Origin of the sequence: Schaalia odontolytica (genome assembly GCF_005696695.1) — a bacterium.
Lineage (GTDB): Bacteria > Actinomycetota > Actinomycetes > Actinomycetales > Actinomycetaceae > Pauljensenia > Pauljensenia odontolytica_C.
The window spans coordinates 960,821-977,279 of record NZ_CP040006.1; the positions used below are offsets into that span (position 1 = coordinate 960,821).

The 16,459-nt window shown below is 67.6% G+C and carries 13 protein-coding genes; 8 read left to right on the forward strand and 5 right to left on the reverse strand.

Annotated elements, in window-relative coordinates:
* The first annotated feature begins 54 nt into the window (after positions 1-54).
* From FBF35_RS04215 to FBF35_RS04230, 4 genes are all read left to right on the forward strand, one after another.
* On the forward strand, positions 55-1,515 hold the full coding sequence (locus FBF35_RS04215; protein WP_060567193.1) for a hypothetical protein: 1,461 nt from the start codon (positions 55-57) through the stop codon (positions 1,513-1,515).
* The gene (locus FBF35_RS04220) at positions 1,515-2,513 is read left to right on the forward strand and encodes a hypothetical protein (RefSeq protein WP_060566937.1); all 999 of its coding nucleotides are present in this window, start codon (positions 1,515-1,517) and stop codon (positions 2,511-2,513) included. The genes FBF35_RS04215 and FBF35_RS04220 overlap by 1 nt, the downstream gene beginning before the upstream one ends.
* Before the next feature lie 99 nt (positions 2,514-2,612).
* Complete coding sequence (locus FBF35_RS04225) at positions 2,613-3,515, forward strand: tetratricopeptide repeat protein (protein WP_241772563.1); 903 nt, start codon at positions 2,613-2,615, stop codon at positions 3,513-3,515.
* 42 nt (positions 3,516-3,557) lie between these two features.
* Entirely contained in the window at positions 3,558-3,731 is a 174-nt protein-coding gene (locus FBF35_RS04230) for a hypothetical protein (protein WP_060566941.1), read from the forward strand.
* Between the two features lie 107 nt (positions 3,732-3,838).
* Here FBF35_RS04230 and glgB read toward each other — a convergent pair whose 3' ends face one another.
* The 5 genes from glgB to glgX form a co-directional block, all read right to left on the reverse strand.
* On the reverse strand, positions 3,839-6,034 hold the full coding sequence (gene glgB, locus FBF35_RS04235) for a 1,4-alpha-glucan branching protein GlgB (RefSeq protein ID WP_060566944.1): 2,196 nt from the start codon (positions 6,032-6,034) through the stop codon (positions 3,839-3,841).
* Positions 6,035-6,198: 164 nt separating this feature from the next.
* Positions 6,199-8,241 carry a maltotransferase domain-containing protein gene (locus FBF35_RS04240; RefSeq protein WP_060567195.1) on the reverse strand — a complete coding sequence of 681 codons (2,043 nt, stop codon included), beginning with the start codon at positions 8,239-8,241 and terminating at the stop codon, positions 6,199-6,201.
* A gap of 184 nt (positions 8,242-8,425) precedes the next feature.
* Positions 8,426-8,683 carry a hypothetical protein gene (locus tag FBF35_RS04245; RefSeq protein ID WP_060566946.1) on the reverse strand — a complete coding sequence of 86 codons (258 nt, stop codon included), beginning with the start codon at positions 8,681-8,683 and terminating at the stop codon, positions 8,426-8,428.
* Between the two features lie 24 nt (positions 8,684-8,707).
* Positions 8,708-9,808: a tryptophan--tRNA ligase gene (trpS, locus tag FBF35_RS04250; RefSeq protein WP_034467490.1), complete on the reverse strand. Its 1,101-nt coding sequence runs from the start codon at positions 9,806-9,808 to the stop codon at positions 8,708-8,710.
* Between the two features lie 48 nt (positions 9,809-9,856).
* Complete coding sequence (gene glgX, locus FBF35_RS04255) at positions 9,857-12,145, reverse strand: glycogen debranching protein GlgX (protein ID WP_060566948.1); 2,289 nt, start codon at positions 12,143-12,145, stop codon at positions 9,857-9,859.
* A 193-nt stretch (positions 12,146-12,338) separates the two neighbouring features.
* Between glgX and FBF35_RS04260 the strand changes: the two genes are divergently transcribed.
* The 4 genes from FBF35_RS04260 to mnmA are packed head-to-tail and all read left to right on the forward strand — an operon-like array spanning position 12,339 to position 16,415.
* Complete coding sequence (locus FBF35_RS04260) at positions 12,339-13,142, forward strand: electron transfer flavoprotein subunit beta/FixA family protein (RefSeq protein ID WP_060566950.1); 804 nt, start codon at positions 12,339-12,341, stop codon at positions 13,140-13,142.
* Position 13,143: 1 nt separating this feature from the next.
* The gene (locus FBF35_RS04265) at positions 13,144-14,121 is read left to right on the forward strand and encodes an electron transfer flavoprotein subunit alpha/FixB family protein (protein ID WP_060566953.1); all 978 of its coding nucleotides are present in this window, start codon (positions 13,144-13,146) and stop codon (positions 14,119-14,121) included.
* A complete protein-coding gene (locus FBF35_RS04270) occupies positions 14,118-15,323 on the forward strand; it encodes a cysteine desulfurase family protein (protein ID WP_060566956.1) in 1,206 nt (401 codons plus the stop codon). Before FBF35_RS04265 ends, FBF35_RS04270 begins: the two co-directional genes overlap by 4 nt.
* Positions 15,324-16,415: a tRNA 2-thiouridine(34) synthase MnmA gene (gene mnmA / locus FBF35_RS04275; RefSeq protein WP_060566958.1), complete on the forward strand. Its 1,092-nt coding sequence runs from the start codon at positions 15,324-15,326 to the stop codon at positions 16,413-16,415.
* Positions 16,416-16,459 lie beyond the last annotated feature (44 nt).

The window sequence follows — 16,459 nt, forward strand, 5'->3', positions numbered from 1 at the left end:
TGGACGTGAGGAGCAACCGTGGAACTCTTTAAGCGATACGTGGCGGCATCGTCGATGGGCGTTGTGGCTCTCGTATGCGTGCTCGTCGGGCTGCTCGGTGTGACCGTGCTGCGGCCGCCGACGCATCAGGTCTCGTCGGTCGTGTCTTCGACCGATCTGATCATGACGCGCGGCAACGTGCTGTCGATCGTGAAGGACGACGTGACGGTCACCGCGACGTCGAAGTCGGGTGCACCCGTGACGCTGAGCATCGGCACCACGCAGGACGTCAAGGGCTGGATTGGCGATGCTGCCTACACCGAGGTCATCGGCGTCGAGTCCGACCGCACGAAGCTGAAGGCCGAGTCGCACGATGCGATCGGCCCGTCTCGCGTCCCGTCACCCACCCCGACCCAGCCCGGCGCACAGTCGGGGGCTCAGTCGGGCGTGCAGTCCGGTGCGCAGCCCCTCGCCGAGCCGTCGTCGGCCGACCTCGTGCAGCAGCTCGCCTCCTCCGACATGTGGTTCAAGCAGGCCAGCGGTGAGGGCACCGTGAGCCTGGACCTCGAGAACGTTCCGTCGGGCCGTTCCGCTCTCGCCGCGTCGGCCGCTGGCCCCGACGACCTGACCCTGACGCTGACCTGGAAGGTCGAGCAGACCAACACCCTCGCCATCATCGCGTTCCTTGCCGCCTGTGTCTTCGCGCTGATTGCCCTCGCGCTCTTCCTCACGCGCTGGCAGCTCCTGCGTCTGCGCAAGATTCGCGAGGCCCGCATTGAAGAGCGCCGTAAGGCTGACTCGCTCGAGACCTCCTCGATCAACTCCGCCGCCGTCGCCGAGCGCATTGCCGCCGCCCGCGAGGCTGCCCCGGCTGCCGTCGCGGCCTCTGAGCCGGCAAAGGCCGACGAGCCGTCCGTGGAAGAGTCGGAGCAGCCTGAGGCTGACACCGACGACCAGCCCGCAGACAACGCTCCCACGTGGGGCGCCGCAGCTTTCGCGTCCGGCAAGAACGAGGCCGAGGACGACGAAGCTCCCGTCGCAGAAGCTGACGAGGCCGTGGCTGAGGACAGTGCCGAGACCGAGCCCGCCGATGAGGCCCCCGTGGAGCCCGCCGAGGCCTCGGACGAGAACGCCGAGCAGGCACAGCCTACTGTTGACGCCTCCGAGGAGTACGTCCCGGACCCGCTGACCGATACCTTTGAGCGCCGCGGTCGCCACGGCCTCGATAATGGTCCGATCGACCAGGATCCGCCGGAGCGCGCCACGACCGACACCGGCGTCATCGACCTGTCCGGTATTCGCGGTGGTCGCACGCTGCCGTCGCGCCGCGCGCTGCGCGAAGCCCGCAACAACGGTGAGCAGGTCGTCGTGGTCGACGGCCAGGAATTCAACACGGGCCTGATCCCGGTGACGCGTCCGCGCGCTGCCGAGCAGGCTCCCGCGCCGACGTCGGCACCCGATGATGACGCGTCCTCGACGGGCGGCTGGACCTCGATCATGTCCGGCTGGCTGAAGGACCGCCAGGAAGGTAAGTGATGAAACGACGCACCCTCGCCGCCGCTGCGGCCGCCCTGCTCATGACCTCTGCTCTGGGAATGAGCGCATGTTCGAACGAGATTGTCGCCCAGTCGGGTGAGGAGGCACAGAGCGCCGCCAACCTCGACCTCGAGCGCATCTCCTCCGTGCTCGACGCGACCGGTAAGGCCATGACCACTGCGGATGCGTCGCTGAACGCCTCAGACCTGTCGGGCCGCGTTTCGCAGGGTGCCCTGGCATACCGCACTGCTCAGTACGCGTACGCCACGGCCTCGGGCCAGACACCGCAGGCCCTGGACTTCACGCCGGCCTCGCTGGCCATCACGAACTCCGACTCGTGGCCTCGTGCGATCTTCAACATCTCCGAGTCCTCCTCCACGGCCCTGCCCGTGGTGCAGGTCTACGTGCAGGATTCCGCGCGTTCGGACTACCAGCTGACGAACTATGCGCGCCTCCTGGGCGGCACCCAGCTGACGCTGCCCCCCGTGGGCACCGGCTCCGCCTACGTGACCGGTACCTCCGAGGGCTTCACGGTGAGCCCCGAAGCGGCGCTCGCTCAGTACATCACGATGCTGAACTCCGGCACCCAGGACACCACGCAGTTTGTCGCGGACGACTTCACGAAGACCTACCTGTCGAACGTCACTGATCTGAACTCCTCGGTGAGCGCTGCCGGTAGCGTGACCGCCGCGGCCACGGCGACGGACTACCCGATTTCCGGCCTGGTTCTCCAGGACGGTTCGGCTCTGGTTGCGGCCAACTTCAAGTTCACGCTGACCTACCAGCGCACGGTCGCGGGTGCGACCATGAACCTGGGCGGCAAGACGGCGACGATGAGTGCTGACGGCACGACGGTCGAAGGCACCGCTACTGCGGAGTACCTGGCGACGATCCTCATGCGCATTCCGTCGAAGACAGCGGGGGGAATTCCCCAGATCGTTGGTGGCGAGTACGCCATTGTGTCCGTGACGCTCGATCCTTCGTCGAGCCCGGGCTGATTTTCACCCACAGCGCACACATCGTCCCCGCGGCTTAGAGTCGTGGGGACGACGCATATCATCGTTCTTAGTAACAACTGTTTTGACGAAGAGGACACCATGACTACGCCTGACCCTCGTCCCGCATCCGAGGCGACGCCTATGCCCGCAGACTCGCACGGAGCCGTCGACCTGTCGGCACGTTCGAGCGCACCCGCTCCCGAGGAGTCCGCCGCTCCCGCAGCGGGGGAGGGCTTGCACATCCCGCTGATCACCACCACGGACGAGGAGAACTTCCAGGACGTCATGTCCACCTCCCAGGCCGTGCCGGTCATCATGATCATGTGGTCGCCGCGTTCGCTCGAGTCCAAGCCTGCACTGGCCATGCTCGAGGAGATCGCGCGCGAGCAGGCGGGCAAGTTCCAGCTGGTCGAGGTCGACATCGACAAGGCGCCCGCGATCGCTCAGGCGTTCCAGATCCAGGGTGTGCCCACGGTCGTCGCTCTCGTTGGCGGGCGTCCCGTTCCGCTCTTCCAGGGCGCGGCTGCCAAGGAACAGGTGCTTCCCATCGTCACGCAGGTGCTCGATGCCGCCGCGCAGATGGGCGTCACGGCGCGCATCGCCGTGGCCGCCGAGGATACCGTCGCCCCGACCCCGCCCGAGCACGAGGCGCCCCTGGCCGCCGAGGCCGCCGGGAACCTCGACGAGGCCATCGCCGGCTGGGAGAAGGTCATCGAGCTGAATCCGCGCGACGAAGACGCGAAGTCTCACCTGTCCCGCGTGCGACTGGCGGCCCGTAGCGCGCAGGCCGACGCTACCGATCCCGCCGCACGTGCGGACACGCTGTTCGCTGCGGGCGACGCCGCTGGAGCCTTTGACGTGCTGCTTGACCTGCTCGCCGCCTCCACGGACGCTGAGGAGCGCGACGCGCTGCGCCTGCGTCTCCTTGACCTCTTCCGGGTCGCAGGCTCGACCCCCGAGGTCTCCAAGGCGCGTACGCGCCTGGCGATGCTCCTCATGTGATACCGTCGTGCCAACGCACAGTTGCGGAAAGGGGCCCTCATCATGGCAGCATGGATCATCGTCGCTGTCGTGTTCGTCTTGGTCGTCGTGTGGTACGGATGGCATTCCACGCACAACGAACTGACGAAGAAAATCGACCGCGAGTCTGACCCCGAAGTGAGGCGCGAACTCATCAAGCTGCAGGGGCAGATCGACCGGGGGAGGGCCGGCTTCTAAACGTCGCGCCCGCTGATACCGGAGCGTGCCGATGCCGCAACGACCAGAAAACGAACGAGGCCGGAGCAGGAATCCCTGCTCCGGCCTCGTTGTATCAGCCTACGGCGTCAGCGCACCTGCGAGGCGGGCACCAGCCACACGGCGCCCAGCGGCGGCACGCGCAGCGACGCGGAGACCGGGCGGCCGTTCCACGGGGTGTCCTCGGCGATGATCGTACCGACGTTGACGACGCCCGAGCCGCCGAACTCCTCGGAGTCCGTGTTCAGGATCTCGACCCACTCGCCGCCGAAGGGCAGGCCCACGCGGTAGCCCTCGTGCGGGTTGCCGGCGAAGTTCGAGATGCACACGACGACCTCGCGGTTGCCCTCATCGTCCGATCCCTTACGCAGGTAGGAGATCAGGTTGTGGTCGCCGTCCGAGGCATCGATCCACTCGAAGCCCGTGTAGTCGTCGTCCCACATGGCGGGGGAGGAGGCGTAGATCTTGTTGAGGCGCTCCACCAGCGCGGCGACGCCTGCATGCCCCTCCTGATCCAGCAGCCACCAGTCGAGGGAGTAGGACTCGTTCCACTCCTGCTCCTGGCCGATCTCCTGGCCCATGAAGATGAGCTGCTTGCCCGGGTGACTCCACTGGTAGGCGTACAGGGAGCGCAGGCCCGCCAGGCGCTGCCACTTGTCGCCGGGCATCTTCGAAATCAGCGAGCCCTTGCCGTGCACGACCTCGTCGTGCGAGAGCGGCAGCACGTAGTTCTCGGAGAAGGCGTAGACCAGCGAGAAGGTGAGTTCGCCGTGGTGCCAGCGGCGGTTGACCGGATCCTCGCTCAGGTAGCGCAGGGTGTCGTTCATCCAGCCCATGTTCCACTTCATGCCGTAGCCGAGGCCGCCGCCGGACGTCGGGGCGGTCACGCCGGGCCATGCCGTGGACTCCTCGGCGATCATGACGATGCCGGGGTGACGACGGTACGCGGTCGCGTTGGCTTCCTGGATGAACTCGATGGCCTCCAGGTTCTCGCGGCCACCGTACTGGTTGGGACGCCACTGGCCGTCCTTGCGCGAGTAGTCCAGGTACAGCATCGAGGCCACGGCGTCGACGCGCAGGCCGTCGATATGGAAGTCCTCGAGCCAGTACAGGGCGTTGGCGACCAGGAAGTTACGCACCTCGCGGCGGCCGAAGTTGAAGACGTAGGTGCCCCAGTCGGGATGCTCGCCGCGCAGCGGGTCCGGATCCTCGTACAGCGGGGTGCCGTCGAAGCGGGCCAGCGCGAAGTCGTCCTTGGGGAAGTGGGCGGGGACCCAGTCCAGGATGACGCCGATGCCCTCGCGGTGGAAGGCGTCCACCAGGTAGCGGAAGTCGTCCGGGGTACCGTAGCGCGAGGAGGGCGCGTAGTAGGAGGTCACCTGGTAGCCCCACGAGCCACCGAAGGGGTGCTCGGCCAGCGGCATGAACTCCACGTGCGTGAAGCCCATCTGCTTGACGTAGGGGACCAGCTCGTCGGCCAGCTCGCGGTAGCCCAGGCCCTGACGCCAGGAGCCCGCGTGGACCTCGTAGATGGACATCGGGCCGTTGTGGACGTTGCGGTCCTTGCGGGCGGACATCCACTCCTGGTCGGTCCACTCGTGGAAGTAGTCGGTGACGACCGAGGCCGTGGCCGGGGGAATCTCGGTGGCGCGAGCCATCGGGTCGGCCTTCTGGAACCAGTTGCCGCCGGGGCCCTGGATCTCGAACTTGTAGCGGGCGCCGACGCCGACCTCGGGGACGAAGATCTCCCACACGCCGGACGAACCCAGCGAACGCATGGAGGTCTGGGTGCCGTCCCAGTAGTTGAATTCGCCGACGACGCGCACGGCGCGGGCGTTGGGGGCCCACACGGCGAAGGCGGTACCGGTGGTCTCGCCCAGCTCGTCAGTGTAGGTCTTCACGTGCGCGCCGAGAACGTTCCAGAGGTTCTCGTGGCGGCCCTCAGAGATGAGGTAGGTGTCCATCTCGCCCAGGGTGGGCAGGTACCGGTAGGGATCGTCGCGCACGATCGTGTCCTCGCCGTAGGTGACGGACACGCGGTAGGCGGTGATCTCCTTGCCGGGCAGGGCCGCAACCCAGATGCCGCCGCGCTCGTGCGTGGCAGCGTAGGCGCCGGTGGGGGTGATGATGTCGACCGCGTCGGCCAGGTGCGCGACGACTCGGATGGTGACACCGTCGTCACCGAGGTGCGCGCCCAGCACAGAGTGGGGCGAGTAGTAGGAGCCTGAGGCAACGGCGTCGAGAATGTCGTCATTGACCGGGATCGGCGTAAGTTCGAAGCTCATGGATGTTCCTTACTCCAGAAGGGTGAACCGCTCAGTTCACTGGTGTTAATAAGTCTAACGTCTGACCGGCAAAATAGGGAGCCGGGTCTCATTTTGATGGGGGTTATGGAGGGTGTGCGTGCACCCGGCGCGGTGACGTGGTAGCGCCGGGTGCACGAGCCTCGTTAGGCCTGTGCCCAGGGCGAAGAGTGCGCGGGCTCGACCTTGAAGACGTGGCCCAGGCGCGTCACGGGGGACAGCGACACCCAGTTGGACGAGCCCCACACATAGGAGCGACCGTCCAGCTCGTCGACGACCGTAATGTGACCACCCGGGGTGGCCAGGCCCATCGCCTCCAGATCGAGCTCGACCGAGGCGTCCACGCCGTTGTGCGGATCCAGGGAGATCACGCAGATGACGGTGTCGGGCTTGCCGTCCGACGTGAACTTGCCGGGCATCTGACGCGAGAACGCGATGAGGCGATCCGAGGAGGTCGGGTGGATGCGGATCTGGTGGAGCTGGCGCAGCGCGGGGTGCTTGGCTCGCGCGGCGTTGAGCAGCGTGAACAGGCGCGAGATGCCGATCGGCTCGGCGTCCTCCCAGCGGCGCGGGCGGAACTCGTACTTCTCGTTGTTGTTGGGCTCCTGGTAGGTGCCGCGCGGCTCGTTCTCCACGAATTCGTAGCCGGAGTAGATGCCCCATGTGGGTGCCCCCAGGGCTGCGAGCATCGCACGGATCGCGAAGATCGCGGTGCCGCCGTCCCACATCTGCGGGGTGAGAATGTCATGCGTGGTGGGCCAGAAGGCGGGGCGCATGAGGTGCGCGGTCTCTTCGGAGATTTCGCGCAGGTATTCCTCGATCTCCTCCTTCTCGGTCCTCCACGCGAAGTAGGTGTAGGACTGATCGAAGCCGATCGCGCCGAGGGTGCGCATCATGGCGGGGCGCGTGAAGGCCTCGGCCAGGAAGAGCGTGCCCGGGTACTGCGCCTTGATGTCGGCGAGCAGGCGCTCCCAGAAGGGGATGGGCTTCGTGTGCGGGTTGTCGACGCGGAAGATCGTCACGCCGTGGTTGATCCACAGCTCGATGACGTCGCGCACCGCCTGGTAGATGCCCTCGGGGTCGTTGTCGAAGTTCAGGGGGTAGATGTCCTGGTACTTCTTCGGCGGGTTCTCCGCATACGCGATGGTGCCGTCGGCGCGCGTCGTGAACCACTCGGGGTGATCCTTGACCCACGGGTGATCGGGCGAGCACTGGAGGGCCAGGTCGAGAGCGACCTCCAGGCCGAGGCCTCGGGCGCGCTCAACGAAGCGGTCGAAATCGGCAAAGTCGCCGAGTTCGGGATGGATGGCGTCATGGCCGCCCTCGGGGGAACCGATGCCGTAGGGCGAGCCCGGATCGCCGGGGGCGGCCTCCAGGGAGTTGTTCTTGCCCTTGCGGTGCGTCGTGCCGATCGGATGGATCGGGGTCAGGTAGACGACGTCGAAACCCATGCCTGCGATGCGCGGCAGGTCCTCCGCCGCGCCCGTGAGAGTGCCAGAGACCCACGTGCCGTCGGGGCGCTGGAAAGCGCCCGCCGAGCGCGGGAAGATCTCGTACCAGGCGCCCGCCAGGGCCTTCGTGCGGGCCACGTCGAGCGGGTAGACGCGGGAGGAGTCCAGCAGGTCGCGCAGCGGGTGGTCGCGGAAGATCAGGCGCACGCGCGAGGAGATGCCAGCGGAGAGGCGCTGCTGGGCGGAATGGCTGGTGTCGCGCAGGCGGCGCGCCGCGTCGGTCAGGACGTCAATGTCCGAGGCCGGGGGGCGCTTCTGGGAGGGGTTGCCGTAGGCGGTGCCTTCGGCCGCGCGCTCCATGAGGAGGGCGCCTTCCTCGAGCATGAGCTCGACGTCGACGCCGGCGCCGACCTTGACGGTCGCGTCGTGGCGCCACGTCGCGTAGGGATCCGACCAGGAGTCCACGCGGAAGGACCACGCGCCGGGGGCGTCGGTGGCCACCCAGGCCTCGTACCGGTCGAGACCGGGGGCGATGTCCACCATGCGCGTGCGGGAGTATTCACCCCCGTCCGGGCGCAGCAGGATGGCCTCGGCGGCGAATGCGTCGTGTCCTTCGCGGAAGACAGTCGCACGAATGGGGAAAGGCTCGCCTTCGGCCGCCTTGGCGGGAAGCGTGCCGTCTTCGATGACGGGGAACACTTCGATGATCGGGATACGGGGCAACAGTTTCTCGCTCACGAGACCCACACTAGCCTATGGATGCGCGCACGTGAAAGTGAGGCCCACGCCTCGGCTCTGCGACTGATGTCTGAATGATCTGTCAAGATTTTAACTGTCGACTAAAACGTTGGAATTCCGACAGAAAAGACGGAGGGTAGCTCCTGGATGTCCAGGAACTACCCTCCGTTGAGAAGATCGACGCTCAGCTGCCGCTGTTCTGCAGCCCCGCCATGACCGCACCACCGAAGAGGACGAACATTAGGATCGTCGCGACGATGCCGATGATCTGCCAGATGAACATGGCGCGCGCGAAGTTGCGCTTCGCGGGCGAGCCGCCCGAACCGAGGGCGAGCACCAGCAGGTAGACGAAGCCGACCAGCGGGATGCCGCACACGAAGAGCGTGAGCATCCACGAGCCGACGGAGTCGTCGGGGTGCTCGGGGAACTGGTTGTATGCCATGAGTATCTCCAGGAAGGTGTGGGATCAGTAGACCATCTGCATGGCCGTGCGCACCTCGGACAGGGTCTGATCAGCCTGTTCGTTGGCGCGCTCGTTGCCGGCGTGCAGGATGGACAGTAGGTAGTCCTCGTTCGCGATGAGCTCGGCGCGGCGCTCGCGCAGGGGGGCGAGCATCTCGTTGAGGGACTCGGTGACGAGGGACTTGAGCATACCGGCGCCCGAGTCCCCGATGCGGTCCGCGATCGCCTCGGGGGCTTCGCCCGTGGCCAGGGAGGCCAGCATGAGCAGGTTGGAGACCTCGGGACGGCCCTCCGGATCGAAGGTGATGCGGCGCTCTGCGTCGGTCTTCGCCTTCTTGAGGATCTTCGCGGTCTCGTCCGCGGTCATACGCAGCTCGATCGTATTGCCGCGCGACTTCGACATCTTCTGGCCGTCCGTGCCGAGCAGCAGCGGGACCTCGGAGAGGAGAGCCTCCGGACGGGGGAACACGGGGCGCTCGGGGGTGGCGCGGCCGTAGCGCTTGTCGAAGCGCTGGGCGATCAGGCGGGCCTGCTCCAGGTGGGGGAGCTGGTCCTGGCCCACGGGCACGATGTTCGCCTTGCAGAAGAGGATGTCGGCGGCCTGGTGGACCGGGTAGGTCAGCATGAGGCCCGTCATCGCGCGGCCCTCGGTCGCCTCCAGCTCGGCCTTCACGGTCGGGTTGCGGTGCAGCTCCGACTCGGTGACCAGGGAGAGGAACGGCAGCATCAGCTGGTTGAGGGCCGGAACCGCCGAGTGGTTGAAGATCGTGGACCGCTCGGGGTCGATGCCCGCGGCCAGGTAGTCGGCGACGAGGCCGAGGACGCGCTCACGGATCGGGCCCACGCCATCGCGGTCGGTGATCACCTGGTAGTCGGCGACCAGAACCCAGGTCTCAACGCCGCGGTTCTGCAGGAGCACGCGGTTACGCAGCGTGCCGAAGTAGTGGCCCAGGTGCAGGTGGCCGGTCGGGCGGTCACCCGTGAGGATGCGGAAACGCGAGGGGTCCTGGTCGATCGCCAGGTCGATCTCGGCGCTGCGGGCCTTCGAGCGGGCCAGCGAGGCATCAGAGGTTGCGGTTTCCAGGGCATCTTCACTGCGAGTCATGCGTGAATCCTATCCAATGTGTGAGTGATGGGGGGAATGGAAGAACGGTCAGCTCTCGGGCTGGAATGCCACGTCGGAGAGCAGGATGGTGACGGAGAGAGGCTCGATCGTCAGCGTCGAACGCGGGGTCACGTGCTCGACCTCGAGAGAAAGCTCAGCCGGGTTGAGCGTGGAGCCGACACCGCCCTCGGCAGGAGTGGCCCACACGGTCGAGTAGGCGACGAGCCAGTCCAGGTCATGGCCCTCGGGCAGGGTGACCTCGGCGCTGTCCAGGTTCGCGTTGATGATGATGAGCGCGTCGCGGTCGCCCCACGTCACGCCCGAGCGCAGCATCTGGAACGTGCGGTGGTGCCAGTCCGTCCAGCCGTAGTCCGGCATGGGCATGCCCTGGGCGGTGTACCAGGACAGGTCGGCGATCGTGTCTCCGTTACGGGGGGTGCCGGTCGCGAAGCGGTCAGGACGCAGGACCGGGTGGGCCTTGCGCAGGGCGATCAGCCAGGAGACGGCGTCAATCTGTGCGTGCTGGCTCTCGGCCAGGTCCCAGTCGACCCACGAGATCGGGTCATCCTGGCAGTAGGCGTTGTTGTTGCCGTACTGGGTGCGGCCGAACTCGTCGCCGCCCGTCAGCATGGGCGTGCCCGAGGAGACGAACATCGTCGCCAGGATGTTGCGCTGTGAGCGGGCGCGCAGGTCGGCGATCGTCATGTCGGAGAGGATCGCGTAGGGGGTGTCGGCATTCGGGTGTGTGCCGTTCGAAGCAAGTGTGCCCTCCACGCCGTGGTTCCACGAGCGGTTGTCGTCTGACCCGTCCCGGTTGTTCTCCAGGTTCGCCGTGTTGTGCTTGCGGTCGTAGGCAGTCAGGTCCGCGAGCGTGAAGCCGTCGTGGGCCGTCACAAAGTTGATCGAGGCGCGGGGACCGCGCAGACGGCCCAGGCCGTGCTCGAAGACGTCCTGGGAACCGGACAGGCGGGTCGCCAGGTCGTTGGGGCCGGAGACGACATGGCCCGAGGCCTGGGCGCGCACGTCCGCCAGCCAGAAGTTACGCAGGGCGCCGCGGTAGTGGTCGTTCCACTCGGAGAAGGGGACGGGGAAGTTACCCGTCTGCCAGCCGCCCGGACCCACGTCCCACGGCTCGGCGATCAGCTTCGAGTGGGCCAGGACCTCGTCCGTCGCCATCGCGATGAGGAGCGGGTGCATGGGGCTGAAGCCCGTCGAGAAACGGCCGAGCGTGGCCGCCAGGTCGAAGCGGAAACCATCCACGCCCATCTCGCGGACCCAGTAGCGCAGCGAATCCAGCACCATCTGAATGGTCTTCGGATGGTCCACGTTGATGGTGTTGCCCGTGCCCGTCACGTCGATCGTCTGGACCGGGCGCGAGGTGGTGTGACGGTAGTACATGTCGGAGTCGAGACCGCGCCAGGACAGGGACGGACCGGCGTCGCCGCCCTCACACGTGTGGTTGTAGACAACGTCGAGAATGACCTCGATGCCCGCCTGGTGCAGGAGCGAGACCATGCCGCGGAACTCGTCGACGACCGCCTGGGCGCCGCGCTCGCGCGAGGCCTCGCTGGCGTAGGAGGGCTCGGGGGCGAAGAAAGAGAGGGTCGAGTACCCCCAGTAGTTCGTCAGGCCTCGTTCGGTGAGGAAGGGCTCGTCGCACTTCGCGTGGACGGGCAGCAGCTCGACGGCGGTGACGCCCAAGTCCTTCAGGTAGGACACGGAGGCAGGGTGAGCCAGGCCTGCGTAGGTGCCGCGCAGCTCCGCGGGCACACCGGGCATGTTCTTCGTGAAGCCCTTGACGTGGATCTCGTAGATGACGGTGGTCTCCCACGGCGTGTGGGGCTGCGGCGCGATCGGGAAGGAGGGCTCTACGACGACCGAGCGCGGCATATACGGCGCGGAGTCGATGGGGGAGCGGCGCAGCGGGTACTCGGAGGGGTAGAGGTCCTCATCCACGCAGTGCGCGTAGACCGCAGGCTTCATGTCCACCACGCCGTCGAGGCCTCGGCCGTAGGGGTCGAGGAGAAGCTTGTGCGAGTTATAGAACTGGCCGCCGTCAGGATCCCAGGTGCCGTGCACGCGGAAACCGTAGCGGGTGCCCGCACCGTATCCGGGGATGTGACCATGCCAGATGCCGGTCTTCGGGCCGAGCAGAGCGAAGCGGGTCTCAGCTCCGGCCTCGTCGAAGATGCACATGTCCACGCCGGAGGCGGCCCTGGCGACCACGGCGACATCGAGCCCATTGCCCGACGGGAAAACCCCCAGACGGGTGGGAACAGGGTTCGGTTCGGTGACACGCACGATGGGGACGCTGGACGAGCCGGAACGCTCGGACATAAAAGAGTGCCTCTTTCTCACGAATCAGTGACCGCACCCTAGCCTGATAGATACAGCCATGACACATCATACGTGACCGTTAATTAAGCGGTCGGATTAGGGAGTGTGCTGAGGGTATGAGCAGCGGCACGCACTGGTGAGGGAACCCTCATATATATGGGCGTGCTGCGCAGAATGTGGCACGCTAGAAGTCATGAGAATTGTCGTGTGTGTGAAGCATGTCCCCGACATGCAGTCCGAACGCCGTTTTGAGGGCGGCCGCCTGGTGCGCGGTGAGGACGATGTGCTCAACGAACTGGACGAGAACGCCATCGAGGCAGCCGTCCAGCTCAAGGAATCCGAAGAGGATGCGGGTCGCGAGGCCGAGGTCGTCGCGCTGACGATGGGCCCCGAGGACGCCGAGGACTCCCTCATGCGCGCCCTGCAGATGGGCGCCGACCGCGCCTACATCGTCTCCGACGAGTTCCTCGAGGGCTCCGACGTCATCACGACCGCCTCCGTTCTGTCCGTCGCGATCGCGAAGATCGCGCAGGAGTGCGGCCCTGTCGACCTGGTGATCACCGGCATGGCGTCGCTGGACGCGATGACCTCCATGCTGCCCGCCGCCCTGGCCGCCAAGGCCCACATGCCGCTGCTGGGCCTGGCCCGCTCCCTGAGCGTCGAGGACGGCACTGTCACCATCGAACGCGCCGTCGACGGGTACACCGAGACCGTGCGCGTCGCGCTGCCCGCTGTCGTCTCCGTGACTGACCAGATCAACGAGCCGCGTTACCCGGCCTTCGCAGCGATGAAGGCCGCCCGCAAGAAGCCGCTGGATCAGTGGGGCATCGACGACCTCGTCGAGGTTCCCGGCGGTGAGGCCCTCGTCATGCGCCGCGCGCTGACTTCCGTCACCCATGGCGAGGAGAAGACCCGCGACGGCTCGGGCACGATCATTCAGGACGCCGGCGAGGGCGGGCGCGCTCTGGCCGACTACATCCTTTCGGTGGTGAAGTGACATGACGCAGCAGATGAGTTCCCCGATTCTCGTTCTGGCCGACCAGGCGGGCGATCACCTGACGCCCCTGGCTCGCCAGGCGGTTACGCTGGCCGCGTCCCTGACTTCCGCCGACGTCGTCGCGCTGTCCCTGGCCGCCACTCCCGATGTGGCCGCCCTGTCTGAGCTGGGCGCGACCCAGCTGCTGCATGCCGACCTGGGTGACGCGGCGCGTTCCTCGGTCGTGGCCTCCGACGCGCTTGTTTCCGCGCTGGCGACCGGCAGTTTCGGTCTGGTGCTCCTGTGCTCGGACTACCGTGGTCGCGAGATCGCCGGCCGTGTCGGCGCCCTCACCGAGGCCGGCGTGGTCTCCGGTGCGTCCTCCGTCGGCTTCGACGGCGGCGTCCTCCAGATCGGCAAGACCGCTCTGGGTGGCTCCTGGTCGATGCGGATCGTCCTTGAGGGACAGACCCCGATCGTCGGCATCGCCTCTGGCGTCATCGACGAGGCCCCGGTGGCCTCTCCCGTCGGCCTGACCCCGCAGACCCTGGCCGTCGAGCTGAGCCCCGAGGCCTCCGCGATTCAGGTCGTCTCTTCCGTGCCCGACGAGGAGGAAGGCGTGTCCCTGACGGATGCGTCCACTGTCGTGTGCGGTGGCCGCGGCGTGGACGGCGACTTCGAGCTGGTTCGCTCCGTCGCTCAGGCGCTCGGCGGCGCCGTGGGTGCGACCCGCGTCGCCTGCGACGAGGGCTGGGCACCGCGATCCGAGCAGATCGGCCAGACCGGTCTGACCGTCACCCCGAATCTCTACATCGGCCTGGGCGTATCCGGCGCGATCCACCACACGGTGGGCATGCAGTCCTCCGCCCACATCGTCGCCGTGTGTGACGACCCGGACGCCCCGATCTTCGAGATCGCGGACTTCGGCGTCGTCGGCGACGTCACCGAGGTCGTGCCCGCAGCCCTGGCCGCCATCGAGGAGGCGCGCTCCCAGGCGTGAGCGTCTACCTCGACCACGCGGCCACCACGCCGCTGCGCGAGTGCGCCCTCGAGGCGTGGACCCGCGCCCAGCGTGACCTGGCCGCAACCCCCGGCAATCCCGCCGCCCTCCACTTCGGAGGGCGGCGGGCCCGTCGCATGCTCGACGACGCGCGCGAGCAGGTCGCAGCGGCCCTCGGCGCAGACATCCACGAGGTTATTTTCACCTCTGGAGCCACCGAATCGGATGCCCTCGGCGTGATGGCCTCGGCCCGAGGCATGCGCGGGCGCGACGGCGCGCGCGACCTGATCGTCGTCTCGGGCCTCGAGCACGACGCGGTCGCCCATCAGCGCGAGGTTGCCTCTCGCGAGGGCTTCTCCTGGGAGTTCCTGCCCGTGGATGCGGGCGGCGTGTCCATCCTGCCCGGTGTTTCCGGCGACGACGCGCCCGGTCCGTGGGACGGTCGCCTCGCGCTCGGATCCATGACCCTTGTGTCCTCCGAGATTGGCACGATTCAGCCGGTCGCAGACTTCGCCGAGCTCGTGCACGCCAGCGGAGGGCTCGTACATTCCGACGCCGCCCAAGCTATCCCAACCCTGGACGTGTCATTTGGAGAACTCGGCCTGGACCTCATGAGCGTCGGCGGCCACAAGGTCGGCGCCCCTGCTGGCATCGGCGTTCTCCTCGCCCGACGAGGCATCCCCATGACGACCGACCGACCCGGCGGCGGCCACGAGCGCTCGATCCGCTCGGGCACGCCCGACGTTGCGGGTGCCTGCGCTCTCGGTGCTGCCCTCACCGAGGTTGTCGCCCAGCGCGCCGCTTTCGCAGCCCGTGCGGCCGACCTGCGCGCGCATCTGCTGTCCCACCTGCCGGAGGGCACGTATCTGACGGTGGGGGAGACGGCCTCGTCGAGCGCCATCATCCACCTGTCCCTGCCCACCGCCCGCCCCGAAGCCGTCCTCATGGCTTTCGACATGGCTGGGATCGCCGTGTCTGCTGGGTCTGCCTGCCACGCGGGGGTCACGCGCCCCTCCGAGATCGTCATGGCGATGGGACGCAGCGAGGAGCAGGCACTCGGCGTGCTGCGCGTCTCGCTCGGCCATGAGACGACGCGCGACGACATCGACGCCTTCCTGGCTGCCCTGCCCGTGGCCATCCGCGCGGGGGCCGCCCTGGACGGCGTCGCACACGTGCGCAACGAACGAAACGAGGAACGCTAGATGCGAGTTCTGGCAGCACTGTCCGGCGGCGTGGACTCAGCCGTCGCCGCCGCGAAGGCCGTGGAAGCCGGGCACGACGTCGTCGGCGTCCACATGGCCCTGTCCTCCCAACCCCAGGAGTGTCGCATCGGCTCGCGCGGCTGCTGCTCGATCGAGGACGCCGGGGACGCGGCGCGCGCCGCCGAAATCATCGGCATCCCGTTCTACGTGTGGGACCTCGCCCAGGAATTCGAGCAGACCGTCATCACCGACTTCGTCGCCCAGTACAAGGCCGGGCGCACCCCCAACCCCTGCGTGCGCTGCAACGAGTTCGTGAAGTTCCGCGAGCTGGCCACCCGCGCCCGCGCGCTCGGCTTCGATGCGGTGTGCACCGGCCACTACGCGGCCATCGTCGATGGCGAGGCCGGACCCGAGCTGCACCGCGGCGCCGACAACCTCAAGGACCAGTCCTACGTGCTGGCCGTCATGGGGCCCGAAGAGCTTCACCGCGTCGTCCTGCCGCTGGGGGACGCTCCCAACAAGGCGTGGGTGCGCTCCGAGGCCGAGCGCCTCGGCCTGGGCGTGTCCAACAAGCCGGACTCCTACGACATCTGCTTCATTCCCGACGGCGACACGCAGGGCTTCCTGCGCGCTCACCTGGGTGCCTCGGAGGGTGAGATCGTCACCCCCGACGGCGAGGTGCTCGGCCGCCACGAGGGCTACTGGAACTACACGGTCGGCCAGCGCAAGGGCCTCGGCATCGGCGCGCCCGCACCCGACGGGCGCCCCCGCTACGTCCTCGAGACGAGGCCGGAGACCAACCAGGTCGTCGTGGGGGCCTCCGAGCTCCTGTCCATCTCCCGCATTACGGCCACGGATGCCGTCTGGCTCGCCTCCGACGACGACGGCTCCGACGCCACCGACCTCTTCGTGCAGCTGCGCGCGCACGGCACGCCTGTGCCCGTCGCGTCGCTGGCGCGCGACCTGGACGCTGGAACCATCAGCGTTGTCCTCGCGAGCAGTGCGCGCGGTGTCGCGCGCGGCCAGTCGATGGTCGTGTATCGCGGTACCCGTGTTCTCGGCGAGGGAACTATCGACGCAACCGGGCGCTGATTCTCTCGGGCCTGCGCGACACCTAGCGACGTGGGCGAGGGCAT

Coding starts and splice junctions, on each gene's coding strand:
- FBF35_RS04215 (WP_060567193.1), top strand. CDS start 55: ATGGGCGTTGTGGCTCTCGTATGCGTGCTCGTCGGGCTGCTCGGTGTG.
- FBF35_RS04220 (WP_060566937.1), top strand. CDS start 1,515: ATGAAACGACGCACCCTCGCCGCCGCTGCGGCCGCCCTGCTCATGACC.
- FBF35_RS04225 (WP_241772563.1), top strand. CDS start 2,613: ATGACTACGCCTGACCCTCGTCCCGCATCCGAGGCGACGCCTATGCCC.
- FBF35_RS04230 (WP_060566941.1), top strand. CDS start 3,558: ATGGCAGCATGGATCATCGTCGCTGTCGTGTTCGTCTTGGTCGTCGTG.
- glgB (WP_060566944.1), bottom strand. CDS start 6,034: ATGAGCTTCGAACTTACGCCGATCCCGGTCAATGACGACATTCTCGAC.
- FBF35_RS04245 (WP_060566946.1), bottom strand. CDS start 8,683: ATGGCATACAACCAGTTCCCCGAGCACCCCGACGACTCCGTCGGCTCG.
- trpS (WP_034467490.1), bottom strand. CDS start 9,808: ATGACTCGCAGTGAAGATGCCCTGGAAACCGCAACCTCTGATGCCTCG.
- glgX (WP_060566948.1), bottom strand. CDS start 12,145: ATGTCCGAGCGTTCCGGCTCGTCCAGCGTCCCCATCGTGCGTGTCACC.
- FBF35_RS04260 (WP_060566950.1), top strand. CDS start 12,339: ATGAGAATTGTCGTGTGTGTGAAGCATGTCCCCGACATGCAGTCCGAA.
- FBF35_RS04265 (WP_060566953.1), top strand. CDS start 13,144: ATGACGCAGCAGATGAGTTCCCCGATTCTCGTTCTGGCCGACCAGGCG.
- mnmA (WP_060566958.1), top strand. CDS start 15,324: ATGCGAGTTCTGGCAGCACTGTCCGGCGGCGTGGACTCAGCCGTCGCC.